Annotated in this window: 17 protein-coding genes; 6 read left to right on the top strand and 11 right to left on the bottom strand. The window is 74.1% G+C overall.

The genetic code is table 11. The annotated features are described in order from the left end of the window. Positions 1-19: 19 nt before the first annotated feature. The 4 genes from ABD208_RS19640 to ABD208_RS19625 form a co-directional block, all read right to left on the bottom strand. A complete protein-coding gene (locus tag ABD208_RS19640) occupies positions 20-1,168 on the bottom strand; it encodes a prephenate dehydrogenase (RefSeq protein ID WP_344106341.1) in 1,149 nt (382 codons plus the stop codon). A gap of 188 nt (positions 1,169-1,356) precedes the next feature. Next, entirely contained in the window at positions 1,357-2,322 is a 966-nt protein-coding gene (locus ABD208_RS19635; protein WP_344106338.1) for a prephenate dehydratase, read from the bottom strand. After that, a complete protein-coding gene (locus ABD208_RS19630; RefSeq protein ID WP_344106335.1) occupies positions 2,319-3,173 on the bottom strand; it encodes a hypothetical protein in 855 nt (284 codons plus the stop codon). Before ABD208_RS19630 ends, ABD208_RS19635 begins: the two co-directional genes overlap by 4 nt. Positions 3,174-3,382: 209 nt before the next feature. Further along, positions 3,383-5,233 (bottom strand): FAD-binding dehydrogenase, encoded by a 1,851-nt coding sequence (locus ABD208_RS19625; protein WP_344106332.1) that lies wholly within the window; start codon positions 5,231-5,233, stop codon positions 3,383-3,385. 84 nt (positions 5,234-5,317) lie between these two features. Between ABD208_RS19625 and glgX the strand changes: the two genes are divergently transcribed. Both glgX and ABD208_RS19615 read left to right on the top strand, forming a co-directional pair. Beyond that, positions 5,318-7,819, top strand: a complete 2,502-nt coding sequence (gene glgX / locus ABD208_RS19620; protein ID WP_344106329.1) for a glycogen debranching protein GlgX — start codon at positions 5,318-5,320, stop codon at positions 7,817-7,819. 221 nt (positions 7,820-8,040) lie between these two features. Next, positions 8,041-12,702 (top strand): rhamnogalacturonan lyase family protein, encoded by a 4,662-nt coding sequence (locus ABD208_RS19615; RefSeq protein ID WP_344106327.1) that lies wholly within the window; start codon positions 8,041-8,043, stop codon positions 12,700-12,702. Between the two features lie 60 nt (positions 12,703-12,762). Here the strand turns inward: ABD208_RS19615 and ABD208_RS19610 are convergent, their stop codons facing one another. From ABD208_RS19610 to ABD208_RS19580, 7 genes are all read right to left on the bottom strand, one after another. Further along, on the bottom strand, positions 12,763-13,746 hold the full coding sequence (locus ABD208_RS19610; protein WP_344106325.1) for an electron transfer flavoprotein subunit alpha/FixB family protein: 984 nt from the start codon (positions 13,744-13,746) through the stop codon (positions 12,763-12,765). 14 nt (positions 13,747-13,760) lie between these two features. After that, positions 13,761-14,534: an electron transfer flavoprotein subunit beta/FixA family protein gene (locus tag ABD208_RS19605; RefSeq protein ID WP_344106323.1), complete on the bottom strand. Its 774-nt coding sequence runs from the start codon at positions 14,532-14,534 to the stop codon at positions 13,761-13,763. Between the two features lie 96 nt (positions 14,535-14,630). Next, positions 14,631-16,778 (bottom strand): PhoX family protein, encoded by a 2,148-nt coding sequence (locus ABD208_RS19600; protein WP_344106320.1) that lies wholly within the window; start codon positions 16,776-16,778, stop codon positions 14,631-14,633. Positions 16,779-16,828: 50 nt separating this feature from the next. Next, the gene (locus ABD208_RS19595; protein ID WP_344106318.1) at positions 16,829-18,088 is read right to left on the bottom strand and encodes a ThiF family adenylyltransferase; all 1,260 of its coding nucleotides are present in this window, start codon (positions 18,086-18,088) and stop codon (positions 16,829-16,831) included. Positions 18,089-18,230: 142 nt separating this feature from the next. Continuing rightward, entirely contained in the window at positions 18,231-19,379 is a 1,149-nt protein-coding gene (mnmA, locus tag ABD208_RS19590; RefSeq protein WP_344106316.1) for a tRNA 2-thiouridine(34) synthase MnmA, read from the bottom strand. Next, entirely contained in the window at positions 19,376-20,812 is a 1,437-nt protein-coding gene (locus tag ABD208_RS19585; protein ID WP_344106314.1) for a cysteine desulfurase family protein, read from the bottom strand. Before ABD208_RS19585 ends, mnmA begins: the two co-directional genes overlap by 4 nt. Positions 20,813-20,980: 168 nt before the next feature. Continuing rightward, a complete protein-coding gene (locus ABD208_RS19580; protein WP_344106312.1) occupies positions 20,981-23,257 on the bottom strand; it encodes a prolyl oligopeptidase family serine peptidase in 2,277 nt (758 codons plus the stop codon). 300 nt (positions 23,258-23,557) lie between these two features. On the opposite strand from ABD208_RS19580, the gene ABD208_RS19575 reads away from it, so the two are divergent. From ABD208_RS19575 to ABD208_RS19560, 4 genes are read left to right on the top strand one after another with little or no spacing between them, the layout of a single operon-like run. Then, positions 23,558-25,303, top strand: a complete 1,746-nt coding sequence (locus tag ABD208_RS19575) for an ATP-binding protein (protein ID WP_344106311.1) — start codon at positions 23,558-23,560, stop codon at positions 25,301-25,303. After that, complete coding sequence (locus ABD208_RS19570) at positions 25,300-25,713, top strand: roadblock/LC7 domain-containing protein (protein ID WP_344106309.1); 414 nt, start codon at positions 25,300-25,302, stop codon at positions 25,711-25,713. The genes ABD208_RS19575 and ABD208_RS19570 overlap by 4 nt, the downstream gene beginning before the upstream one ends. Before the next feature lie 51 nt (positions 25,714-25,764). Beyond that, the gene (locus tag ABD208_RS19565) at positions 25,765-26,121 is read left to right on the top strand and encodes a DUF742 domain-containing protein (protein ID WP_344106307.1); all 357 of its coding nucleotides are present in this window, start codon (positions 25,765-25,767) and stop codon (positions 26,119-26,121) included. Further along, positions 26,102-26,713, top strand: a complete 612-nt coding sequence (locus tag ABD208_RS19560) for a GTP-binding protein (protein WP_344106305.1) — start codon at positions 26,102-26,104, stop codon at positions 26,711-26,713. The genes ABD208_RS19565 and ABD208_RS19560 overlap by 20 nt, the downstream gene beginning before the upstream one ends. Positions 26,714-26,764: the final 51 nt, after the last annotated feature.

Here is a 26,764-nt window from a genome sequence, read left to right as displayed (position 1 = left end):
CGGGCGCCGGGCGGCGGTGTCAGGTGAGGACGGCCGTGTCGTGTTCCAGCTTGACGACGACGGCGCCCGCCGCGCAGCGGTCCAGGAGGGTGGCGGGCCAGTCGCCCTCCAGGGTGATCAGTTCCTGGGCCGGGGGCTCGGCCTGGCGCCGCGGGATCTGCCGCACGCCGTTCGTGGCGGACGACGGCGCCGTCGTGCCCCGGGGCCGGCGGTCCGCGCGTACCGGCTCGGGGCGGTCGAAGAACCATCCGGCCGGGGCGTTCGCGTCCAGCGCGTCCGCGAGCATCTCCAGGTCGCGGGCCGCGAGCCGCAGTGCCGGGGCGACCCAGGCGGCGTTCTGCGTCACCATCGCCTCGGTGCGCCGCGGGTCGCCGTAGGCCACCCGCGTCCCGTCCCGGAACGACCCGGCCGCGAGCCCCAGGGCCACGTCCCGGACGGGTGCGCCCGCGACCAACCCGAGCAGTTCTCCCGCCAGCACGTGCGGCACGTGGGACACGAGGGCCGCCGCCTCGTCGTGGGCGTCGTCGGTCAGCACGGCGGCCGAACCGCCCAGCGGCCCGGTGATCAGCCGCAACAGGGCTTCCAGCCGGTCCGCCGCGGATCGCCTCGGGCCCGGCGCCGCGAGCGGCCCCCCGGCTCCGCCTCCCGGCACCCCGCCGTGCCCGGCAGCGCCGCCTCCCGGCACCCCGCCGTGCCCGGCGCCGCCGTCCGCCACGATCGTCACCGCCCAGCGGATCCCGCGCAGCAGGTCCGGGAACGACGCGTCGAAGCCGCTGTGCTCCGTGCCCGCCATCGGGTGCGCGCCCACGTAGCGCGCCCCCAGCCCGGCGTCCTGGACGGCGTCGCGCACCGGCCCCTTCACCGAGCCGACGTCCGTCACCGTCGGATCCCACCCGGGCTCGGCGGCCAGCGCGTCCGCGACCTCACCGGCCACCGCGCGCATCGCCCGCAGCGGCACCGCGAGCACCACGAGGTCCGGCCGGTTCCCGCACAGGTCGGCGACGTCGTCGGACACCTGCAGGCCGACCGCTCGTGCGGCCGCCCGGGCGGTCGGAGCAGGATCCGTCGCGACGACGGGCACGCCGCCCGCCACGAGCGCCCGCGCGAGCGACCCGCCGATCAGCCCGAGCCCGACGACGCCGACGGTCGCCACGGAAACATTCGGCATCTCGCAAGCTCACCTCTGCTCGACACGGGACTCAACACCGGGACCAACGCCTATAGGCGACCGAGGTGACAGTAGCACGCCGGCACCGCGGACGCGCGGGCCGCCGAGCAGGTCAGGCCCGGTCGGCGGCCCCGGTGAGTGGCGCCCGGCAGGCGTCGTCGGCTCCGGCGCGACGCGAGCCGCTCAGATCACCACAGCAGCCCGGCGGCCAGGTCCGCGGCGGCCGCGTCGCCGGACACGGAGCCGATCGGCACGTGGTCCGGGTCGAGCGTGCCGCCCAGGTCCCGGTCGGGGGCGGGGAACACGCCGAGCGTCTTGAGGGAGTCGCCGGCGGCCAGCAGCTCCGCGAGCACGTCGCGCGCACCCGGCTCCCAGGGGGCCTGGTCCAGGGTCACGACGAACACGTACTTCCCCTCCTGCGCCTTGAGGGGCCGGGTGATCAGGCTCGACATGTTCACCCGCCGCCCGGCGAAGGCCGCGGTGATCCGGGCGAGCACCCCGGGCCCCGTGACCACGGGGGTGACGGCCACCATCGCGCGCCAGGCCGCGGCGCCCGTCGTGCGCGCTGCGTCCAGGTACGCGCCCGCCTCGCCGCGCCGGGCGAGCACCAGGAACCGGGTGCGCCCGCCGCGCAGGTCCTCGACCGCACGGGCGCGCGTCTCCAGCCCGTAGAGGTCGCCGCAGACCGCGGGCCCGAGCGCGATCGTGTGCGGGCCGGCGTCACGGCAGGCCGCCGCGTTGGACGACGCCGGTACCGGCGTCAGCCCCGAGTCCGCGACGAACCGGGCGCACTGCGCCAGCCCGTGGGGATGCGCGCTCACCTCGCGCAGCTCGCCGTGATCCGGCCGGACGAACGCGTCGAAGGACACGTCCAGCACCACCTCGTCCACGGCCACCACGTCGGGGCTCCCGATCAGGGCGTCCAGCGACGGCACGACGTAGCCCTCGACGGAGCTCTCGATCGCCACGACCCCGACGTCGCAGGCGCGCGCGGCCACCGCGTCATGGACGTGCGGCACGGTCGCGAGGGGTTCGACGACGGACGCCGTGGCGTCGTCGTCCCCCTTGCCGCGCAGGGCGATCCACTCGAGGGCCGCCTGGTGGGTGAACGTGCCCTCCGGGCCGAGATAGGCGGCGCGCAGCGGGGCGCTCACAGCTCACCGGACCACTGCGGCGTGGCGCGGTCCGGGCCCGGCTCGAACGCGGCGCCCGGCAGGACGGCGAGGACGCGGTGGGCGATGCCGCTGGTGTCGAGCTCGTTCACGAGCGCGGCCAGGACGGCGGAGCTCGGGCACGAGAAGGACGTGAAGAAGACGTGCGGGCCCGTGACCGACGCCTGGCTGCGCAGGTGCTGCAGGTCGATCCCGGCGTCGGCGATGACCGACAGGGTGGGCTGCAGGGAGCCGCGGTGGTCGTCGTAGGGGCCGAACGCGAGCCAGACCTGCGCGGGCGTGGTGAACTCCGGCGCGTCGGCGCGGGACTGGAGCAGGCCGTACCAGACCGGGCCGCGCTCGGCGAGGACGGCGCTGTCGGGCAGCTCGGCGAAGCCCGCGGGCATGCGGGACCGCTCCACGACGAGGGAGCCGTCCGGCCCGGCGAGGGCGATCCGCTCGGCGATCGGGGTGCGCGTCGGGACGAGCCGCGGGTGGATGCCCAGGCCGCGCAGGATGCCGGCGCAGTCGCGCAGCCCCGCCTCGTCGACGACCACCTGCCCGCCGGAGCTGCCGGGCCCCGCGACCCAGACCCACTCCGGCAGCACCGCGACCGCGGCGGTCAGGGTGAGCGACGGCGCGCCCTCCAGCAGCGCGCGCTCCAGCCCCGGCGACGGTTGCTCGGGATGCCCGAGGTGCACGACGGCGGCGAGGCCGTCGAGGCTCGCGACCGTCGCCAGGGTGTCGGCGATGGTGCCCAGGTCAAGAAGTTCCACGGGTTCGGCCGACCAGCCCTGCGCGCGCGCCGCGAGCAGGGCGTGGGCGGAAGACTCTCGTTCGTCGCGTCCCAGCATGGGTCCGAACCTACTGCCCCGGCTCGCCGCGTGCGTCACCTGTCCGCCCGGCGGGGCCGCCGAATTCCGCCGTGGTGGCGGCCGGCCGCAGCCCTGGACGCCGGGCCGGGTCCGGTCGCGGGCCGCCCAGGTCCGGCCACTGACCCAGGTCCGGTCACCGGCCCGGCTCCGGTCACCGGCCCCGGGCCGGCGACCGGCCGCAGCCCCGGTCAGAGGGATCCGGCGATCGCCCGCCCCGTGGTCCGCCCGGTGAAGAGGCACCCGCCCAGGAACGTGCCCTCCAGCGCCCGGTGGCCGTGGACGCCGCCGCCGCCGAAGCCCGCGGCCTCGCCGGCCGCCCACAGGCCCTCGACCACCTCGCCCGCCGGGTCCAGGACCCGCCCCGCGGCGTCGCACCACAGGCCGCCGAGGGTCTTGCGGGTCAGCACCGAGAGCCGCACCGCGAGCATCGGGCCGTCCGCCGGGTCGGTGAGCGCGCGGGCGGGCGCGACGCGGATCCTGCGGTCCACCCAGAACGCGCGCGCCGCGCGCGTCGCCACCACCTGCGGGTCCTTGCCCAGGCCGGACAGCACCTGGGCGTCGCGCGCGGCGATCAGCCGGTCGAGCTCCTCCGCGTCGATGTGCCCGCGCGAACCGGGGGTCGCCGAGGTCAGCGCGTTCATCCCCGCCGCCAGCTCCGCCGCCGTCGACCCCCACACGAACTCCGGCGACTGCTCCGCGAAAGTGCGCACCGGGACCGCCCGCCCGCGCACGCGGTCGAGGAGCTGCGGCACCGACCGGCCCGTCAGGTCCGGGTTCTGCTCCGAGCCCGACAGCGCGAACTCCTTCTCCATGATCGTCTTGTTCAGCACGAACCAGGAGTGGTCGTCGCCGCGGCTCGTGATGTGCCGCAGCGCGCCGAGCGCGTCGAAGCCGGGGTACAGCGGCGCGGGCAGCCGCCCGCCGTCGGCGTCGAGCCAGAGCGACGACGGCCCGGGCAGGATCCGGATCCCGTGGTCGGTCCAGACGGGGGAGTGGTTCGCGATCCCCTCGGGGTAGTGCCACATCCGGTCCTCGTGGACGACGGCGCCCCCGGCGTCGCGCGCGATCCCGATCATCAGCCCGTCGGTGGAGTCCGGCACCCCCGACAGCATCCGTTCCGGCAGCCGCCCGGCCGACTCCGGCCAGCGGGCCCGCGCGACCGCGTGGTTCGCCCCGATCCCGCCCGACGCGACGACGACGGCCTGCGCGCGCAGCTCCACCTCGCCGGTCACCTCGCGGGACGACGGCGCCCCGCGCCCCGCGAAGGGTGCGCGGCCCGGGGCGGCGTCGTCGGCCAGCACCTGCGCGCGCACACCGGTCACGGCGCCGCCGGACGTCAGCACCTCCACGACGCGATGCCGGAACCGGATCTCCAGCCGCCCGGCGCGGTGCGCCTCGCGCGCGGCCGCGACGAACGGCGCGAGGATCCCCGGCCCGGTGCCCCAGGTGACATGGAACCGCGGCACGGAGTTGCCGTGCGCGATCTGCCCGGGGGCAGTGCCGCGGCCCTCGGCAGCTTGATCGCCGACGACGCCGCCGGGCGCCGAGCCGCCGGGAGCGCTCGCCCCCGGTGCGTCGACGATCCCCGTCCCCGCCGGATAGCCGCCGCGCTCCGCCCACTGGACCAGCGGGAACCAGCTCACGCCCTTGGATCGCAGCCATGGACGCATCTCGCCCGCGGCGAACTCGACGAAGCCCTTGGCCCAGTCGTACCCGTACCGATCCGGCCCTACGCCGCGGTCCGCCCCGGCGGCGAACTGCGCCGAGCCCAGCCAGTCCGCGAACGCGAGTTCCGCGCTGTCGCGCACGCCGAGGCGGCGCTGCTCCGGCGAGTCCACGAGGAACAGCCCGCCGAACGACCACCACGCCTGCCCGCCGAGGGAAGGCTGCGGCTCCTGGTCCAGCACGATCACCCGTTTGCCCGCGGCCGCGAGCTCCGTGGCGGTCACGAGGCCGGACAGGCCGGCCCCGATCACGACGACGTCGGCCTCGGCGGCACCCCTGCCGGCCGGGCCGTTGTTGAAGTCGGCGTCAGGCATGCGGGAAGCGTAACCGCGCGCACCGTCCGTGGATAGATCCGAAGTGATGCTGCTTGCGGGCCGCGGGTTTGCCACGATGGGACCATGGCGCCCGAACGGAAGTCCCCGCCCGTCACAGCCACACCCCAGCGTTTCCCCGGAGATCCCGAGCCGCGGCCCGTCGTCCGGCCGCTCAAGCGTCCCACCCGGCACCGCAGCCACGTGCCGCCGCTGGGCGTGCACCCCACGCGGGACGGCGGCATCGACGTCGCCGTCCTCGCGTCGCACGCCACCGCGATGGACCTGTGCCTCATCGACGTCGTGAACCCCGGCCTGCCCGAGACCGACCCGGCCCGGTACGGCGAGCGCCGCATCGAGCTCGAGGGCCCGGTCTACGGCGTCTGGCACACCCACGTCCCGGGCGTCCAGCCCGGTCAGCGGTACGGGTTCCGCGCCTACGGGCCCTGGGACCCGCGGGCCGGGCTGCGGTACAACCCCGCCAAGCTCCTCGTGGACCCGTACGCCCGGGGCCTGGTCGGCAGGGTCACCTACGCGCCCGAGGTGCTCGGCTCGCCGTCGGCCCCCGGCAGCGACGCCCTCGTCGCCGATCCCTACGGGCCTGCCGACCCGCGGGACTCGATCGCGCACGTGCCGCACGGCGTCGTCGTCGGCCCGCTGCCGCCGCCGCCACCCCTGACCAGGCCGCGCGTGCCCTGGGCGGACACCGTCGTCTACGAGGCGCACGTGCGCGGGCTGACCATGCTGCACGACGGGATCCCCGAGGAACTGCGCGGCACCTACGCCGGGGTCGCGCACCCCGCGACCATCGAGCACCTCAAGGCGCTCGGCGTCACCACCCTCGAGCTCCTGCCGATCCACGCGAGCGCCACCGAGCCCTGGCTCGCCACCAAGGGCCGCACCAACTACTGGGGCTACAACACCCTCGGGTTCTTCGCGCCCAACACCGCCTACGCGACCCGCGCCGCGCAGCGCCGCGGCGCCGAGGCCGTGCTCGACGAGGTGCGCGGCATGGTGCACCTGCTGCACGAGGCCGGCATCGAGGTGCTGCTGGACGTCGTCTACAACCACACCTGCGAGGGCGGGCAGGACAGCCTGCACCTGTCCTGGCGCGGCCTCGACAACCCCGTCTACTACCTGCACGACGGCGCGTCGCCCGCGGCGCTCGCGGACGTCACCGGCTGCGGCAACTCCCTGGACTTCCGGCGCACGCGGGTGGTGCAGCTCGCGCTGGACTCGCTGCGGTACTGGGCCACCACGATCGGCGTGGACGGGTTCCGGTTCGACCTGATGACCACGCTCGGGCGGGGCAACTACGGGTTCGACCCCGACCACCCGTTCCTGGTGGCGCTGCAGACCGACCCGCTGCTGTCCGGGCTGAAGCTCGTGGCCGAGCCGTGGGACGTGGGGCCCGGCGGCTGGCAGACCGGGCAGTTCCCGCCGCCGATCGCCGAGTGGAACGACAGGTTCCGCGACGCGGTGCGCGGGTTCTGGCTGGACGCCCCCAAGCACGGGTCGCACGGCGGCGAGATGCGCGGGCTACGGGACCTCGCCACGCGGCTCGCGGGCTCGGCGGACCTGTTCGGCCCGGGGGACCCGCCGCTGGTGCGCGGGCCGGTCGCGTCGGTGAACTACGTGACCGCGCACGACGGCTTCACGCTCGCGGACCTGGTCGCCTACGAGCACAAGCGCAACCACGCCAACGGCGAGGACAACCGCGACGGCACCGACAACAACCTCTCCTGGAACCACGGCCTGGAGGGGCACACCCCGCAGGGCGACGACGCCTACGAGGAGCCGTGGGAGGCCATCGTGCCGCTGCGGCGCAGGTCGCAGCGCAACCTGCTCGCGATGCTGCTGCTCGGCGCCGGGACGCCGATGATCACGGCCGGCGACGAGTCGGGGCGCTCGCAGGGCGGCAACAACAACGCCTACGTGCAGGACAACGAGACCTCCTGGGTGCCGTGGAAGCTCGACGCGGCGGGCGAGGACCTGCTGGCCACGACGCGGTTCCTCGCCCGGCTGCGGCACGAGCACGCCGCGCTGCGCGCGGACTCGTTCTTCCTCGGGACGCCGCGGCCGCACGAGCCCGACCCGGACCTGCTGTGGTACGCCGGCACCGGCGAGCAGATGGACGGCGGGAAGTGGGGCACGCCGGGGTTGCGGGTGCTGCAGATGCTGCGCTCGGGGCCGGGGGACGCCGACGCGGACGTGCTGGTGGTGCTCAACGGAGGGTTGTCCGACGTCGTCGTCCGCCTCGCGCCCGTCCCCGGCACGGGAGCGGCCGCGGCCGCGGCCGCGGCCGCGGCCGGCGCCGCTGTGCCCGACGGCGCCGTGCCCGACGGCGCCGTGCCCGACGGCGTCGCGCCCGACGGCGTCGCGCCCGACGACACCGCGCCCGACGACACCGCGCCCGACGACGCCGCTTCCGGCAGCGCTTCCGGCACCGCCGCGCCCGCCCGGCGCTGGAACCGCGTCTGGGACTCGGCCTGGGACCGTCCCGAGCCCCCGGACGAGGAGGAGCGCCGGTGCGACGGCACCACCACGCTCGACGCCCTCTCGATCCAGGTCTTCGTCACGACGGGCTAGCCGGGTGGTCGCGCGGCCACCCGGCAGGCCGCCGGGTGTCCGCCGGCCGGCCGCCACGGGTAGCGCTTTCCGGATCGGTCTGGACACGGTCGGCCGCCTCATGCATGATGGGCTCCGAGCGAATGAAACCTTTCAATGGCCGAAGGGTTTCGCCCGCCCGTTCCCAGCGCTCCGACGACGGAGCGCCGCAGCTCGACGAAGAGACCGCGAGGTGAGCCCCCGTGCCCTTTGCCTTTCCCCGAGAAGTCCGGCGTCGCCGTGCCGTGGCGATTGCCGCGGCGCTGGCGCTGCCGGCCGGCGTCGTCACCGCCGTCGCCGCCAGCGCGGCCCCTGCCGCACCGACCTCGGTGCGCGTCGCCCACGCCACCGGCGACTCCCTGACCATGCGCTGGAACGCCGTCACCGGCGCCACCGGCTACACCCTGGAGCGCGCGGACAGCCCGGACGGCCCGTGGGCCCCGGTCGCCACCACCGGCGAGCGCACGGTGTTCGCCACCGACTCCGGCATCGACACCGGCACGGTGCACTACTACCGCGCCACCGCGACCGACACCTCCGGTGCGAGCGCGCCCAGCGCGGCCGCCGTCGGCTCCCTCGTCGGCGCCGCCGACGTCGAGGTCCCGGGCACCGGCCTCCGGCTGGACCTCGGCTCCGGCGCGGTGGCCGACGGCGCCACCGCCGTCCGCGCCTCGACCGCCTACACCGCGGAGTCCCGCCTCGGCTTCGTGGACCCGTCCGCGGTCACCGAGACGGACCGCGGCACCGACGACGCCCTGAGGTCGGACTTCGTCACCGTCGGCGACACCGAGCTCGTCGCCGACCTGCCGAACCGCGACTACACGGTCACGGTCGTCGCGGGCGACGCGGCGGGTGACACCGACATCGCGATCACCGCGGAGCAGATGCCCAAGGTCGCTGCCTCGCAGGCGGGCCCCGGCGAGTACGTCGAGACCTCGTTCGACATCGCCCTCGTGGACGGCCAGCTCAACCTGGAGTTCTCCGGCACCGCCCCCAAGCTCGCGGCCCTCACGATCACCCCGAAGGCGCAGCGCGAGGCGGGCGCCAGGCCGACCGCCTGGGTCACCGGCGACTCGACGGTCCAGACGTACGACCCGTACTGGGTCCCGCAGGCGGGCTGGGGCCAGATGATCGACCGCTACCTGTCCGACGACGTCGTCGTCGTGAACCGGGCGATCGGCGGCCGGTCCACCAAGAACTTCATCAGCCAGGGCCGCCTCGACGGCGTGCTGACGCAGATCCGCCCGGGCGACGTGCTGTACGCGCAGTTCGGCCACAACGACAACAGCTACGGCGTCGACGACCGCTTCGCGGCCCCGGCCGACTACCGCAACTACCTGCGTACCTTCGTCGAGGGCGCGCGGCAGCGCGGCGCCACGCCGATCGTCGTCACGCCGGTCTCCCGGCGCTCGTTCGACGCCGCCACGGGCGAGGCGAACGTCTCGTTCCCCGAGTACGTGCAGCAGGCGCGCGAGCTCGCCGCCGAGCTGGACGTGCCGCTGGTCGACCTGTCGGCGAGCAGCCGCGCCTACCTCACCGAGATCGGCGCGGAGGAGGCCAGGTCGGTGTTCCTGCACGTCCCGGCCGGGGTCTACCCGAACCGCCCCAACGGCACCACGGACGACACCCACTTCCAGGAGTACGGCGCCATCCAGATGGCGCGCCTGGTCGCCACGGGCACGAAGGAGGCCTCGACGCCGATCTCGGGCGAGGTCGTCGCCGTCGACCCGCCCGCCGCGGTGCCCGCCGCCCCGACGGGCCTGGCCACCAGCGCGGTCTCCAGCTCCAGCGTCCGCCTGACCTGGGACACGACCGAGAGCGCCGACATCTACAAGGTGTACAGGCGCGAGTCCGGGGCGGCGGACTGGGCCCTGGCCACGACCTCGACCGTCGCGGTCGCGGACGTCACCGGCCTGGCCGAGGGCACCGGCTACGACCTGCGCGTCGTCGCCAAGAACGGCAGGGGTGACTCCGCCCCGTCGGAGGCCGTCTCGTTCACCACCAAGAAGCCGCTGTACCAGTTCGACCTCCAGCTCGCGGGCAACGTGACGATGGCGGGCTGGACCGCCGTCGACCAGAACACCCTGTACGCCACGGGCGACGGCTACGGGTGGACCAGCACCGCCGGCCCCGGCGGCCGCGACCGCGGCACGAACTACACCCCGCCGCCGGACGACATGGAGCGCGACTTCTCGCTCCCGTCCGCGACCACCCCGTTCGCCGTCGACGTCGCTCCCGGCAGCTACGCGGTCACCGCGTACTGGGGCGACATGATCGGCACCGCCAGCCTCGACCTGACCCTCGAGGGCAAGAACTACGGCTCCGCCAACGCGGGCCGCGGCACGGTGACCAGCAAGACGGTCCAGCCGGTCGAGGTCACCGACGGCACGCTCGACGTCGTCGCCAAGGGCTGGCTCAACGGCCTGACGATCACGCCGCTGGAGGTGGGCGTCGGCGACGTCGCCGCGGGCGACGTGACGTTCGACGGCGACGCCACGGCGTCCGTCCCGCTCACGTGGGACGGGGTCGACGACGCCGCCGGCTACCGGATCTACCGCCAGGCCGAGGGCTCGGCGCAGAAGGAGAAGGTCGCCGACGTCACCGGGACGAGCCACACGGACACCACCGCCCTGGTGGGCCTGACGCACACCTACACGGTCGCCAAGCTCACGGCGTCCGGCGCCGAGGGCCTGTCCAGCGCGCCGCTGCGGGTCTCCACGACCGACGACGGCGTCACCGTCCCGGCCGCCCCCGGCGGGGCCAGGCTCGGCACGGTCGCGAAGAACTCGGTGTCGCTCGGCTGGGACGCCGTCGACGGCGCGGCCTACTACCGCGTGTTCCGCGCGGAGTCCGCGGACGGGGAGCAGGTCGCGATCGGGACGACGTCGTCGACCGGCTTCGAGGACACGGACGTGCTCACCACGGTGCCCTTTTACTACACCGTGGTGGCGATGAACGCGGGCGGCCCCTCGGCGTCGTCGGACACGATCACCTCCACGGCGGACACGCTGCTGGCGCGGCAGGCCGAGCGGATCGACCGCGCGCCCGTCGCGGCGGCGCTGCCGTCGGGCGGTGTCTACCTGGGCTGGCGCCTGCTGGGCGACGACCCCGGGTCGATCAGGTTCTACGTGTACCGGGACGGGAAGCGGATCACGCGGACCCCGGTGAAGGGCTCGACCAACGTCACCGACCCGGCGGGCACGGCCGGCTCGAGGTACCGCATCTCCGCGGTGACCGGCAGCGACGCGACCGAACGGTGGGTCACCGGGACCTTCACGCCGTGGGACGGCCAGGCGAAGGACCTCCCGCTCGACAAGCCGGCGGGCGGCGTCACGCCGGACGGCGGCACGTACGCCTACAGCGCGAACGACGCCTCCGCGGCGGATCTCGACGGCGACGGGACGTACGAGGTCGTCGTGAAGTGGAACCCGTCCAACGCGAAGGACAACTCGCAGGCGGGCTACACCGGCAACGTGTACCTCGACGCGTACGAGATGGACGGGACCCGGCTCTGGCGGATCGACCTGGGCCGGAACATCCGGGCCGGCGCGCACTACACCCAGTTCCAGGTGTTCGACTACGACGGCGACGGCAGGGCCGAGCTGATGGCCAAGACGTCCGACGGCACGAGGGACGGCGCGGGCACGGTCATCGGTGACGCAGGGGCGGACTACCGCAACTCCTCGGGCTACGTGCTCACCGGCCCGGAGTACCTCACGGTGTTCGACGGCGTCACGGGCGCGGCGCTCGACACGGCGGACTACGTCCCGCCGCGCGGGAACGTCGGCGACTGGGGCGACACCTACGGCAACCGGGTCGACCGGTTCCTCGCGGGCACGGCGTACCTGGACGGGGAGACGCCGTCGGCGATCTTCTCCCGCGGGTACTACACCCGCACGGTCGTGGCCGCCTACGACTGGGACGGCGAGGACCTGCGGCGGCGCTGGACGTTCGACTCGAACGAGGCCGGGAAGCAGTGGACCGGCCAGGGCAACCACCAGCTGTCCGTCGCGGACGTCGACGGTGACCAGAAGGACGAGATCGTCTTCGGCGCGATGGTCGTGGACGACGACGGCGAGGGCCTCTACGCCACGGGCCTCGGCCACGGCGACGCGCTGCACGTCAGCGACTTCGACCCGGCCACCGACGGGCTCGAGGTGTACACGCCGCACGAGTCGATGGGCGCGTCCGGCAACAAGGGCAGCTCGTTCCGGTCCGCCGGGTCGGGCGAGGTGCGCTGGACGACGGACGCCGTCCAGGACACCGGCCGTGCCGCGGCCGGCGACGTCGACCCGGCGCACCCGGGCGCCGAGGCGTGGGTGATCGGCGGGGACTACGCCTGGAACTCGCGGACCGGCGGGATGTACACGGCCGCGGGCGAGAAGATCTCGGACAAGATCCCGGCCGCCAACTTCGTGACGTGGTGGGACGGCGACCTCCTGCGGGAGATCGGCGACCACGACTACTCGATGGCGACGGCGTCGGGCGTCCCGACGATCGCGAAGTGGGACCCGGCGGCGCAGGCCGAGAACGTGCTCTACCGCGCCGCGGGGACGCTGACGAGCAACACGACGAAGGGCAACGTGGCGCTCCAGGCGGACCTGTTCGGTGACTGGCGCGAGGAGATCGTCACCCGCACGGAGGACTCGACGGCGCTGCGGATCGCCACCACGGTGGACCCGACGCGGCACCGGCTCCGCACCCTCATGTCGGACTCCCAGTACCGCCTGGCGGTGGCCTGGCAGAACACGGGGTACAACCAGCCCCCGCACGTCTCCTACTACCTCGGCGAGGGCATGGAGACCCCGGAGGCTCCCCGCCTCAAGTACACGACGAAGCCGCTACCGGCCCCGCGCGTGCACTGACCCGGGACGGCTCCGCCCCGGCCCGCGAGCAGGACTCGCGGGCCGGGGCGGAGCCGTCTCTCAGCCCTTGTGCCTGCGGATCTCCTCCGCGGCCTGGGGGAGGACGTCGGCGAGCTCGCCGATGACCGCGAAGTCGCAGATCTCGAAGATCGGGGCCTCCGGATCGCTGTTCACCGCGACGATGTGCTGCGAGGCCTGCATGCCGCCGCGGTGGTGCGGGGCGCCGGAGATGCCCGCGCCGATGTAGACCCGCGGGGCGACCGTCACGCCCGTCTGGCCCACGTACGTGTCCCACCAGCCCTCGAACACCGCGTCGCGGGACGCGCCCACGGCCGCGCCCAGCGCGTCGGCGAGCTCCACGACGGGCGCGAAGTCGCCGTCGGTGCCGCGCCCGCCGGCGACGACGATCGCGGCCTCCTCCAGCGGCGGCCGGTCACCCACGCGGGGCTTGACCTCGCGCGACGTCAGCGTGACGGCGGATTCCGGCACGTCGACGGCCAGGGGCTCGGTCTCGGTGTTCACCGGCGCGTCCGCCGGCACGGGGACGACGGCGTTCGCGCGCATCGTCAGCACCGCGACGGGGGTGGTCACCGCGCAGGCCGTGTCCCACGACCCGGCGAACACGCGCTTCGATCCCACGACCCGGCCGTCGGCGCCCTCGGCCACCCCGGCCGCGTCGATGATCAGCCCGGCACCGAGCGCGTGGGCGGTCAGTGCGGCCGCCTCCTTCGCGGCGAAGCTGCTGGGCAGCAGGACGACGTCGGCGTCGGCCCGGCGCACGGCCGCCGTCAGCGCCGCGGCGACGAGCGCGGGCAGGTGCCGCTCGTCGCCCTTGACGACGCCGCCGCCCGCGGCGGAGAACTCCGCCTGCCGTACGGTCTCGACGCCGTACGCGCCGAGCTGGGCGAGCACCTCGACGGTGGGCGCCTCCAGGGCGACCGCCTCGACGGTGCCGAGCCCGCGGGCGACGGTGAACAGCTCCAGCACGCTGGAGCGGACCTCGGTGGCCGGGTCGAGCAGGACCAGAACAGTGCGGTTCGTCATCTCGGGGATCCCTCTCAGACCAGGTCGTTCTCGATGAGGTAAGCGGCCAGGGCCTTGCCGCCCTCGCCCTTGTCGGTGACGAGCTGCACCTCGGGGCGCTCGGGGCGCGGCCCGGCGCTCAGCGTCTCCGTGCGCGCGGCGGGCGCCGCCAGCCCGATGTCGGATCCTGTCCACTCCTCGGCCTTCTTGCTCCGCGCGGCCATGATCAGCTTGAAGTTCGGCAGGCGCGGCGTGTTCGCCGTGTCGGTCACCGACAGCACGGCGGGCAGCGGCGCGGAGAGTTCCTCGGTGACGTCGTCGTGCTCGCGGACGACGGCGAGCACGCCGTCGGCGACCGTCACCTTCTTGGCGAGCGTGAGCGCCGGGCGGCCGAGCTCGGCCGCGAGCAGCGTCGGGATGACGGAGCCGAGCCCGTCGAGGGCGGCCATGCCGGTGACCACCAGGTCCACGGGGCCGTCTTCCTCGAGCTTGCGGACGGCGGCGGCCAGCGCCGCGGCGGTGCCGAAGTAGTCGGCGCCCGCCAGGGCGTCGTCGGACACGCGGATGCCGCGGTCGACGCCGAGCTGGAACGCCTTGCGGAGCGCGGGATCGCCGTCGGGCGGCGCGACGGTCAGGGCGATGACCTCGCCCTCGCCCGCGGCCTTGACGAGCTGGAGCGCGGCCTCGACCGCGTTCTCGTCGAGTTCGTTCAGCGTGCCCTCGTCGGGGGTGCGGCGGACCCGGCGATCCTCGAAGCCCCGGTCCGTGTTGATGTCCGGGACGTACTTCACGGTGACGACGATGCGCATGGCAGAACCCTAACCGCCGTCCGGCCGGCGGCACCCGTGGGTACCGCCGTCCGGACGGCGGATCGGAGTCGGTCCGGGCTCAGGCCCGGAGCACGATCAGCGGCGCTTCTTGTACACCTGGATCGTGGACGGCCGCGGGCCGCGCCAGTCACCGGCCGCGGGCGTGGCGCCTTCGGCGACGTAGTCCGGGAAGAACGACGTCTGCGCGGCGAACGAGCCGTCGTCGCCCGGGTGCTGGACGTTGACGTAGACCATCTGGTCGCGCAGGTCGACGAGCGGGCCGCAGGCCTCCGAGCTGCGCGGCGTGGCCAGGAACTGCTCCACCTTGCCCCGCTCGGCGCCGGTCAGCGTCACCCGGAACAGGCCGTCGCACTTCGCGATCGACGACGGCTGGCCGTCCGTCGAGATCCACAAGTTGCCCTTGAGGTCGAACGCCACGTTGTCCGGGCAGGAGATCGGCGACACCTTGTCCTTCGGGTAACCCGAGAAGTAGGTGCTGCCGTTCACGCTCGGGTCGCCCGCCACCAGCAGCAGGTTCCAGGTGAACTCCGTGCCGGTCTGCTCGTCGCCCTCCACGATCTCCACGATGTGCCCGTCGCGGTTCTGGTTGCGCGGGTTCATCTCGGTCGCCGCCTCCTTGGCGCCTGTGTTGCCGCGGCTCGAGTTGTTCGTGCAGGCCACGTACACGTTGCCGGTGAACGGGCTCGGCTCGACGTCCTCGGGACGGTCCATCTTGGTGGCGCCCACGGCGTCGCCGGCGAGCCGGGTGAAGGTCAGGACCTCCGCCACGGACATGCCCGGGACGTGCGACACGCCGTCGACCACGAGCGGCAGCCACTGGCCGGTGCCGTCGAACGCGCCGTCCGACGGGACGGTCGCCCTGCCGTCGATCTCCGCGGCGGGGGAGTCGCCCGCGAACCGGGCGACGTACAGGTCGCCCTCGCTCAGCAGCGTCTTGTTGAACGCGCGCGAGCGGCGGTCGTCGCCCGGCTTCATCTTGTTCCGCGAGACGAACTTGTAGACGTAGTCGAACGCCTCGTCGTCGCCCATGTAGGCCACGACGCGGCCGTCCGGCGCCACGATGATGTTCGCGCCCTCGTGCTTGAAGCGGCCCATCGCGGTGTGCTTCACGGGGGCGGCCTGCGGGTCGTACGGGTCGAGCTCGACGACCCAGCCGAAGCGGTGGGGCTCGTTCTCGTAGCCCGGCGTGGTGGCGTCGAAGCGCGGGTCGTCGAGCTCCCAGCCGTAGCGGGTGGCCGCGGTGCCGATGCCGTAGCGCTGCGAGCGCGGGTTGCCGGCCGCCACCTTGAAGTAGCCGTTCCAGTTCTCCTCGCCCGACAGCACCGTGCCCCACGGCGTCGTGCCGCCGGCGCAGTTGTTCAGCGTGCCGCGCACCCTGGTGCCCGTGGGGTCCTCGACCGTCTTGAGCAGGTCGTTGCCGGCCACCGGGCCGTCGACGACGAACTCGGTCTCCATGTGGATCCGGCGGTTGCGCGGGGCGACGCGCAGGTAGCTCCACGGCTGGCCCTCGCGGCGGCGGGCGACCTCGACCACCGACATGCCGTGCGCGGCGCGCTCGATGGCGCGGCCCTTGGCGGCGTCCATCTCCGCCGGGAACATGATCTCGCGGTTGGTGTACTCGTGGTTCGTCACGAGCAGGCCCCGCGTGCCGCGGCGGGTCTCGACCATGTTCTTCTGGTCGCGCGGGTCCGAGGGCAGGATGTCGAGGTAGTCGACGTTGTAGCCGAACTGCAGCTTCTGCTGCTCGGGCGACTGGTTCGCGGCGTCGAACGACCGGCCGCCGGGCAGGATCGGGTCGCCCCAGCGGACGATCGCCGACCACTCGTAGCCCTCGGGGACGGTGAACGCGTCGACGGCGGCGTCCTGCGTCTGGATCGGGCCGAACGAGAGGCCCTTCACCTGGCCGCCGGGGCCGCCGTGGCCGGGCCAGCGGCCGCCGTGCTCGCCGAGCGTGGTGGCCTGGGCGGCGCCGTCCTGGTCCAGGACGGTCGCGCCGACGACGACGGCGCTCGCGGCGACCGCGGCACCGCCGAGCAGGACGCGGCGCGACATGGCCTTGGAGGCGATGTCGCGGAAGTACTCGTTCGCGCTCTTGTTCGGCACCGGGTGCGAGCAGGCGTCGGCGCACTTCCAGTAGCAGGTGGCCGCGACGCGCTTGCCGCGTGCGTGGCTGGGCTTGGTCGCGACGGGCAGCAGCTGCCGCGACTCGGGGGTGAGCGTCATCGGTGTGACTCCGGATCTACCTGGGCGTGGGGGGACGGTCGTCGATGACGCTAGGAGTGAGCCGTGTCCCCTTGCCCACGCCATACCGAAGCGCCGGTGAACAGCAGGTGACCTGAGGGGTCCACCCGGCGCCATCCCAGGTCCCGCAGGAGGGCCGTGGCGCCGCGTGACCGCAGGCCACGCTCGCAGACGACGACCACGGGGGCGTCCACCGGGTGAACTTCGAGTGCATGGGGCAATTCTCCGGCGGCGAGTGCCTCGAGGTCGACCCGTACGGCGGATACGCCGTCGGGCAACCGCGCGGGAAACCGCCCGACGTCGACGACGAGCGCGCCGTCGGGCAGCCGCGACGCGTCGTCCGGGCGACCGTCGCTATCGCTATCGCCATCGCTATCGCCGTCGGCGGCGGCGACGACGACGGGCGGGGCGCTCCCTGCCGCGGCCCGTTGCGCGCCGGAGTTCGGCCGTCCGCCGCCGTCGCCGGCCGTGGTGTCGCCGACGGTGCCGTGCCGCTCGCCGGTCATCTCGGCGTCGTCGCCCGACGACGGCGCCGCGAGCGGGATCGTCTCCCAGCCGGAGGTCCGCGCGTCGTAGACGAGGAGCCGCCCGAGCGCGACGTCGCCCGTCCCGGTGAGGAGCTTCACCGCCTCGACCGCCATCGCCGACCCGACGGCGCCGCACGCCGGGCCCAGCACGCCGACCGTCTCGCACGAGTCCCCCTCGGGCGGCTGCGGCCCGAAGACGTCGGGGTACGTGATCGCGCGCCCGCCCGGCGCCGCCGACCACCACACCGAGACCTGCCCGTCCCACCCGAGCACCGTGCCCCACACCACCGGGATCCCGAGCGAGGCGGCGGCGTCGGACAGGGCGTACCGCGTGGCGAACGTGTCGGACCCGTCGACGACGACGTCGTACCCGGCGAACACCGCGGCGGCGTTGCCCGCGTCCAGCCGGACCCGGTGCTCCACGACCTCCAGCCCGTCCCCGCGCATCGCGCGCAGGGTGTCGGCCGCCGACGCCGTCTTGGCCCGCCCGACGTCGTCGGCCCGGTGTACGACCTGCCGCTGCAGGTTAGACGGCGCGACGTCGTCGTCGTCCACGATCCCCAGCGTCCCGACGCCGGCCGCGGCCAGGTACTGCAGCACCGGCGACCCGAGCCCGCCGGCCCCGACGACGACGACCCGCGCCCCGGCCAGCCGAGCCTGCGCGTCGGGCCCGAACCCGCCCAGCAGGAGCTGCCGGGCAGCCCGCCGCCGCTCCCCGGGCGACAACGACTCGCGAACGGGTACCAGCGGCGGAAGCGAGGCCATGCCCCCATTCTGCGCCGTCCGAGGTGGCGATCGTAGTCGCCACGGAGGTCGATCTCGGCTGTGGTGGCGATCGTGATCGCCACTGCGGGAGGTCGCATCAACCCGACGGCTACTGAGTCGTCGGGCCGGTGAGACCCGCAGGTCAAGCTCGCCGGGCGTGCGTGACCGTGGCCTGGCCGAGGACCCGGGTGCCGGCGTAGGCGACGACCGACTGGCCCGCGGCCACGCCGCGCAGGGGGGTGCCCGTCAGCTCGATCTCCATCTCGGACGGCGCCGCGGTGGACGCGTGCTTCGCGCGGATGCGGGCCGGGACCGGGGCGCCGTGGGCGCGGATCTGGATCTCCGTGTCGAACCAGCCGTCCGCGTCGGTCGCGATCCTGCCCAGGACGCCGTCGAACCAGATCGCCTTGTCGCCCTCGATGCGGTTGACGCTCAGGAGCTCGGCCGGGCCCACCACCACGGTGTTCGTGGAGGTCTGCACGTCCACGACGTAGCGGGCCCGGCCGTCGGCGGCCGGGCGGCCGAGGGCGAGGCCCTTGCGCTGGCCCACCGTGAACGCGTACGCGCCGTCGTGCTCGCCGACCACCTCGCCGGACGTGTCGACGACGGCGCCCGGGCGGGAGCCGAGCCGGTCGCGCAGGAAGCCGCGGGTGTCGCCGTCGGCCACGAAGCAGATGTCGTAGGAGTCCGGCTTCGCGGAGACCGAGAGGCCGCGGGCCGCGGCCTCCGCGCGGACCTCGTCCTTCGACGCGTAGCCGCCCAGCGGGAACATGGCGCGGGCGAGCCGCTCCGGGCCCATCACCGCGAGCACGTAGGACTGGTCCTTGGCGTCGTTCGGGGAGCGGTGCAGCTCACGCGTGAGGGTGTCGGCGCCGTCGGGCCCCGTCGTCGTGGTCATCTCGATGCGTGCGTAGTGGCCCGTCGCGACGGCGTCGAAACCGAGCGCCGTGGCCTTGTCGAGGAGCGCCTCGAACTTGATGTGCTCGTTGCAGCGCACGCACGGGTTGGGTGTGCGGCCCGCCTCGTACTCGGAGAGGAAGTCGGCGACGACCGTCTCCTCGAACGTCTCCGACAGGTCCCACACGTAGTACGGGATGCCGAGCATGTCGGCGGCGCGGCGGGCGTCGCCGGCGTCCTCGATGGAGCAGCAGCCGCGCGAGCTGTTGCGGAACCGGTCGCGGTTACGGCTCAGCGCCATGTGGACGCCGACGACGTCGTGGCCGGCCTCGACCGCCAGGGCGGCTGCGACGGCGGAGTCGACGCCGCCGGACATCGCTGCGAGGACCTTCATGCGGGGTGCTCCTTCGACGACGACGACGGGCGAGCGGAGGGTGAGGGCCGAGGGACGAGGCCGTCGCCCGTAGCGGAGCTCGAGGAGCCGTCGGAGTGAACTGCTGGCGGCGACGACGGGTGAGTGGAGGGTGAGGGCCGAGGGACGAGGCCGTCGTTGGCGGGCCCGTGCTCCGCGGTCTTCCTCGCGCCGCGGTTCGTGCCCGCGAGCCCGGCGGCCTGGGCGCGCTCCACGACCTGGGGCAGCGCGGCGATCAGGCGGTCGACGTCGTCGGCGGTCGACGTCGGGCCGAGGGAGAACCGCAGCGCGCCGCGCGCGGCGTCCTCGGCCACCCCCATCGCGAGCAGCACGTGCGAGGGCTGGGGGATGCCGGCCTGGCAGGCCGAGCCGGTGGAGGCCTGCACCCCGGCGGAGTCCAGGAGGTAGAGCAGGGAGTCGCCCTCGGCGCCCGGGAACGCGAAGTGCGCGTTGGCGGGCAGCCGCAGCTCGGGGTCGGTGCGCGGGTCGGGGCCGCAGAGGACGGCGTCGGGCGCGGCGTCGTGCACGCGCTCGATGAGCCCGTCCCGGAGGGCCGCCACACGGGCGGCGTAGGCCGCGCGCCCGGCGACGGCGTCGCGCACCGCGACGGCGAACGCCGCGATGGCGGGCACGTCGAGCGTGCCGGACCGGACGCCGCGCTCCTGCCCGCCGCCGTGCAGGACGGCGTCGAGCGGCAGGTCACGGCGTGCGAGCAGCGCGCCGACCCCGGCAGGGCCGCCGAGCTTGTGACCGCTGACCGTGAGGGCGTCGGCGCCGGAGGCGGCGAAGTCGACCTCCAGCTGGCCCACCGCCTGGACCGCGTCCACGTGCACGGGGATGCCGTAGGGCCGGGCGGCGCGGACGACGTCGCGCACGGGCTGGATCGTGCCGACCTCGTTGTTCGCCCACATGACCGAGACGAGCGCGGTGTCCTGCGGGTGGTCGGCGAGCTCGGCGCGCAGCGTGTCGACGTCGACGCGCCCCTCGGCGTCAACCGGCAGCAGCACCACCTGCGCGCCCGCGTGCCCCGCCAGCCAGAACGCCGGGTCGAGCACCGCGTGGTGCTCCACGGCCGAGACCAGGATCCGCGTGCGCCGTTTGTCCTGGGCGCGCCGCCCCCAGAAGATCCCCTTGATCGCGAGGTTGTCGGCCTCGGTGCCGCCGGCGGTGAAGATCACCTCGCTGGGCCGCGCGCCCAGCGACCGCGCCACCACTTCCCGCGACTCCTCGACGGTCCGCCGTGCGGCCCGTCCTGCGGAGTGCAGCGACGACGCGTTCCCGGTGTGCCGCGCGTGCTCGGCGAACGCCGCCAGCGCCGCCGACGTCATGGGCGTCGTGGCGGCGTGGTCGAGGTAGGCACCGGTGTCCGGCGACGGCGCGGGCGCGCCGGCGGACTCGGCCAGGGAGGCGGTCACGTCCATCAAGTCTACGAACCGCACGGCCGACCGATTCCATCCCGCCGCGAGACGGCCCCTTCGGCCCGTTGTCGAGGAGTCGGTTGGCTGTCAGTGCGGTCGGCCCCTCGGGGGGCCGACTTCTCGACATCGGAACGACCTCCTCCGACTACCGGCCGACCGCATTGCCTAGGCGGGGGGCGAAGGGGCGTCGTTTCCAGGGGTCAGGCGGTTCCAGAGGAAGGTCCAGTGGGTGGCCGCCATGTGGGCCGCCTGGGCGTTGTCCGCGGCGCCGCCGTGGCCGCCCTCGATGTTCTCGTAGTAGGTGACGTCCTTGCCGTGCGCCAGCATGAGGGCCGCCAGCTTGCGGGCGTGGCCCGGGTGGACGCGGTCGTCCTTGGTCGACGTCGTGAACAGGACGGGCGGGTAGGCGCGCGCGCCGTCGAACAGGTGGTAGGGGGAGTAGCGCCGCAGGAACTCCCAGTCGTCGGTGTCCGGGTCGCCGTACTCGGCCGCCCAGCTCGCGCCGGCCAGCAGATGCGTGTACCGCTTCATGTCCAGCAGCGGGACGCCCACGATGATCGCGCCGAACAGCTCCGGGTACTGCGTGAGCATGTTGCCCGCCAGCAGCCCGCCGTTGGAGCGGCCCTCCATGCCGAGTCGCGCCGGCGTGGTGACGCCCGAGGCGACCAGGTCGCGCGCGACGGCCGCGAAGTCCTCGTACGCGCGGTGCCGGTGCTCCCGCAGGGCGGCCTGGTGCCAGGCGGGGCCGTACTCGCCGCCGCCGCGGATGTTCGCCACCGCGTACACGCCGCCGCGTTCCAGCCAGGCCCGGCCGATCCCCCCGGAGTACCCGGGCGTGAGCGAGATCTCGAACCCGCCGTAGCCGTACAGCATCGTGGGGGCGTCGCCGCGGTCCAGCACGTCCGCGCGGCCCACGAGGAAGTACGGCACCCGCGTCCCGTCGTCGGACGTCGTGAAACGCTGCCGCGCGACCATGCCGGCGCTCTCGAAGCGCGCGGGCGCCGCCTTCAGCGGCACCGGCGGCGCGGGCTCGGCGTCCGGGCCGACGACGGTCGCCCGGCTCAGCGTGGGCGGCGTGAGGAAGCCCGTGGTGGTCACCCAGACGTCGTCGGAGTCGACGACGTCGACCGCGCCCGTGCCGACCGCCAGCAGCTCGCCGGAGACCGGGAACTCCGACCGGACCCACGGTCGCCCGGCGGCAGCGTCGTCGCCCGCGGGCGCGGCGCCGCCGCCCGCGGCCCCGGCAGTCTTGCCGGCGGCGCCCGCGGCGTCGTCCGTGCCGCCTGCGAGCTCCGGCGGCGTGAGCACGTGCAGCCGGTTCGTGACGTCCTCCAGGACGTTCACCACCAGGTGGTGCCGGGTCCAGGTGGTCCCCGCGAGGGACGACGTCGGCGTCGGCTCGAACAGCACCGTCAGGCGGCGCGAACCGGCCAGGAACGCGTCGAACGGCGCGGCGAGCAGCGAGCCCGCGCGGTAGGTCACGGGTGCCCCGCCGAATTCCGGCGGGGTCCAGTCCTCCCGCAGCCGCACCAGCAGCCACTCGCGGTGGAACCCGACGTTCGCGGAGTCGGGCACGTCGATCCGCACGAGCTCCTGGTCCGGCGTCCCGGCGTCGCGCACGAGCCACGTCTCGCTGGTGAAGAACGACGGCGTGCGCACCACGATGTCCCGCTCGAAGCCCGGCGTCCGCGACCGGTAGGCCGAGACCGCGACGTCGGACTCCTGGCCCTCGAACACCGTCACGGCGTCGGACATCGGGGTTCCTCGCCGCCAGAGCCGCGCGATCCGCGGGTAGCCCGACGTCGTCGTGGTCCCCTCCCCGAGATCCGTCGTGAGGAACACCGTGTCCTCGTCGGCCCAGCCCACCGACCCCTTGGCGGCGGGCCGGACGAACCCGCCCTCCTGCGCGGGCACGAAGCGCTTCTCGACCAGGTCGAACTCGCGCGTCACGTCCGCGTCCGACCCGCCCGGGGACAGGTCCACCAGCGCGCGCCGCCACGGCACGCCCGCCGCGACCTCCTCCGGCGACGGCCGCAGCACCGACGCGCCGTGCCACACCCAGCTCTCGCCCTCCGCCTCGGCGAGGGCGTCCAGGTCCAGGACGGTCTCCCAGTCGGGCCGGTCGCTCGTGTACGACGACGGCGTCGTGCGCCGCCAGATCCCGCGCACGTGCCGCGCGTCCCGCCAGAAGTTGTAGTAGTACCCGCCGATCTGCGCGACGTGCGGGATCTTGTCCTGCGCGTCGAGCACCTCGCGGACCTGCTCCTCGATCGCGGTGAACAGGTCGCCGCCGAGCGCCCGGGCGGACAGGGCGTTGCGCTCGCGGACCCAGCCCAGGGCCCGGTCGCCGGAGACGTCCTCGAGCCACCCGAAAGGATCTGCGAAGACGTCGCCCGCCGGGTCGGAGCCGGGGTCGAGCGGGGTGCGCGGGGGTGCGGCCATGGAGGAACCCTAACTTCGGCGGATTCGCGTATCGCGCCTCGAGTGGCGAGATCCCAGGGCTTCCGGAGAAAATTCCTGATCGGACCACGTTCGAGGGGTACCGCCGGGAATTACTCCTGTGGTAGAACTCAGGCTCGAAGGGCACTTCGCCCTCAGTTGTGCCCGGGGCCTCGACGCGGCCCCGGCGACGACATCCGACGTGACGAAATCCGACATAGGGGGACCGGCTCTGTGAGCTCGACGTCTTCTACACCGCCGAGCAGGCTTCGCCAGGTCGCGCCCTGGGTCAGTGTCGCCGGCGTGGCCGCCTTCGTACTGGTGGCGCCCGTACTCTTCAGCCCGGTCACGGGGGGCAGGGCGCTCGGCTGGACGGTCGGCGCCGCCGCCATCGCCCTCTCGGTCGTGGCCGCCGTCGTCGCGCAGCGCAGCGCCGTGACCGACTCGACGGAGGGGCAGATCTACGCCCACCGGGCGCACGCCTTCGAGAAGATCGCCGAGGAGCGCCGCGCCGCGCTGGACGCCCTCGTGACGCAGCAGCTGCCCGCGTTCCTTGCGAACGACCCGGTGCCGCCGCTGCCCCGGATCGACGACGACCACTCGCTCAAGCGCCTCGAGGAGGCGGGCATCTCGCTGACCCAGGTCCAGGAGGAGCGCGTGGCGCGCCGCGACGCGGTGCAGGTCGCCGTCGTCTCCCTGGGCCGCAAGGTGCAGGCCTCCGCCCACCGGATCCAGGAGGAGGCGTCGCGCATGGTGCAGCGGCACTCCACCGACCCGGACATCCTGCAGACCTCGATGCGCGTCGACCACGCGGCCGCCCAGCAGGCGCGCCAGGCCCAGAGCCTCGCCGCGCTGTGCGGGGAATGGCCGGGCCAGCAGTGGAACGAGCCGCTCGCGCTGCCCGACGTCGTGCAGGGCGCGGCCGGGCGCATCACGGCGTTCCACCGCGTCGAGGTCTCGGGTGACCCCGGCGTGGCCGTCTCCGCCCGGATCGTCGAGCCGCTCATCCACCTCGTGGCCGAGCTCCTGGCCAACGCGACGCAGTCCTCGCCGCCCACGACGCAGGTGCTCGTGGCGCTGCGGCAGGTGCAGCGCGGCGCGGTCATCGAGATCGACGACTGCGGCGTCGGCCTCGACGCGAAGCAGCTCGACCAGGCGCGCGACATCGCCTCCGGCAAGAAGCAGGTCAGCATCACCGACCTGGGCGAGATCCCGCAGACCGGCCTCGCCGTCGTCGGCACCTACGCGCGCCGCCACGGCTTCCGCGTCGACATCACCGAATCGGTCTACGGCGGCCTGCGCGCGATCGTGATGATCCCCGGCGAGCTGACCGAGCCGGTCGCGCCGTCGACGGCCGGCACGGGCGAGCACGTCCGCGTCCCGTCCGTGCCGCCGTCGGGGAGCCTGCCGACCCGCGGGCCGGCGGAGCCGGCCGCGATGCCCGCGGGTTCCGCCGCCACGGCGATCGCCGAGGCCTCGGCGCCGAGCGAGTACTCGGGGTCGAACGAGTACTCGGCCCGCCTGACGCCCCAGGACGCCGGATCCGACACCACCCGGGAGATCTTGCCCGTGACGCCGTCGGCCGCGCCGTTCGAGCAGGAATCGCCGTTCGAGCTGGCCGAGCTCGCCCCGTCCGCGGACGACCTCACCCGGGACGCGGACACCGCCGACCCGAAGGAGTCCACGGTGAGCGACGAACTCTGGCCGGTCCCGCCCGCCTCGACGACGACGGCCCCGGCGCCGTCGGAGCTGACGACGACCACCAGGCCGTCCGGCGCCGCGCCGGGCCCGACGGGCTCGGACGACGACGAGTTCCCGGAGCCGATCGCCCTGCCGCAGCGGCGCTCCCGCCGCGGGGAGGCGGCCGCCATGGACACCGTAGGACCCGGAGCGAGCAACAACGCTCCCAGCAGGCCCGTCCGGCAACAGACTGCTGAGGAGGCCGGTCAGTGGATGGGCGCCTTCTTCAGCGTGGACCCCAAGCCCGCGAACCTTTCTGACAGCAGCGATCCGTCGGCGGACGCCGGCGCGACCCCGGAGGACCGATGACCACGCAGGCCGAAGGCATGACCCAAGCCGACGAGAACAGCTGGATGCTCGAGCTCATCAGTGGAGTGCGCGGAGTGCGGCACGTCGTTGTTCTCACCTCGGACGGCCTGATGAAGGTGCGGACCGACCAGACCCCGGTCGACGTCGCGGACAAGGTGTCGGCGGCCTGCGCCGGTCTTGCCGCCCTCGGTATCGGTATGAGCCGGGAGTTCGGCACCGGGGACTCGATCCGGCAGGTGGTCGTCGAGTTCGAGGGCGGCTTCCTGTTCGTGCGCGGGGCGGGCGACGGCTCGCGGCTGGCCGTGGTCACCGACGCGAACATCGACCCGGCGCTGGTCGCGCAGCAGATGCAGGCCCAGGTCCTCATGATCGGGGAACGCACGCTGCGCACCGAGGCGCTGGAGAACTAAGGCGTCAACGGGAATCTGACCACACTTCCCAGGTGAGAGGCGGGGATCTGCATGTCTCAGGGAGACGAGTACCGGGACCATCCGGTCCGTTCCTATGTGCTGACCTCCGGGCGCGCGCACCCGACCCGCAACACCCTGCGCCCGGAGACACTGCTGGTCGCGGTCGACGGGCGCCCGGCGCCGTCGAACGCGACGCGGCAGCAGCGTGACCTGGTGCGGCTGTGCCGGGGTACGCTCGCCCTCGCCGAGGTGGCGGCGTACCTGGCCCTGCCCGTGAGCCTTGTCGCGGTACTTGTCTCGGACCTGGTGGACTCCGGCCACCTGACGATCCGATCCAACCACCAGGCCCATGTCTTGCCTGGCCGGGACATCCTGGAGAAGGTGCTCGATGGACTCCGCAACATCTGAATCGACCTCTGCCGGCCAGCACCTCGCGCCCAGCGTGGCGCGGTCGGTGAAGGTCTTGGTGGTGGGTGCCTTCGGCGTGGGCAAGACGACGCTGATCGGCTCGGTCAGCGAGATCGAGCCGCTGCGTACCGAGGAGCAGATCACCACGGCGAGCGTCGGGATCGACCCGGGGCGGCCCGAGAAGTCGACGACGACGGTCGCGCTCGACTTCGGCCGCCTCACGGTGTCGTCGGAGATCGCGCTGTACATGTTCGGCACGCCCGGGCAGCGGCGGTTCTGGGACCTGTGGGCGGGTCTGGCCGACGGCGCCGTGGGAGCCCTGGTGATGGTCGACACCCGCAGCATCGAGTCGTCGTTCGAGGTGCTGGACCAGCTCGAGCTGCGCACGAAGATGCCGTTCGCGGTCGTCATCAACCAGTTCCCGGACTCGCCGCAGTACCCGGTCGAGCGGATCCGGGCGGCCCTGGACCTGCTGCCGACGACTCCGATCGTGCGCTGCGACGCACGCAACAAGACCTCGGCGGCGCAGGCGCTCGTCCAGCTGGTCGAGCACGCGCTGACGTATCCGGCGTTCGCCGAAGCACCTGCGTGACGAGGTGCGCCACAGGGGGCAGGGGGACGGAATGCAATCCAGGAGGCTGAC

Source organism: Myceligenerans crystallogenes (assembly GCF_039529775.1).
GTDB classification, from domain to species: Bacteria; Actinomycetota; Actinomycetes; order Actinomycetales; family Cellulomonadaceae; genus Myceligenerans; species Myceligenerans crystallogenes.
This window is presented reverse-complemented; position numbering and strand designations above follow the sequence as displayed.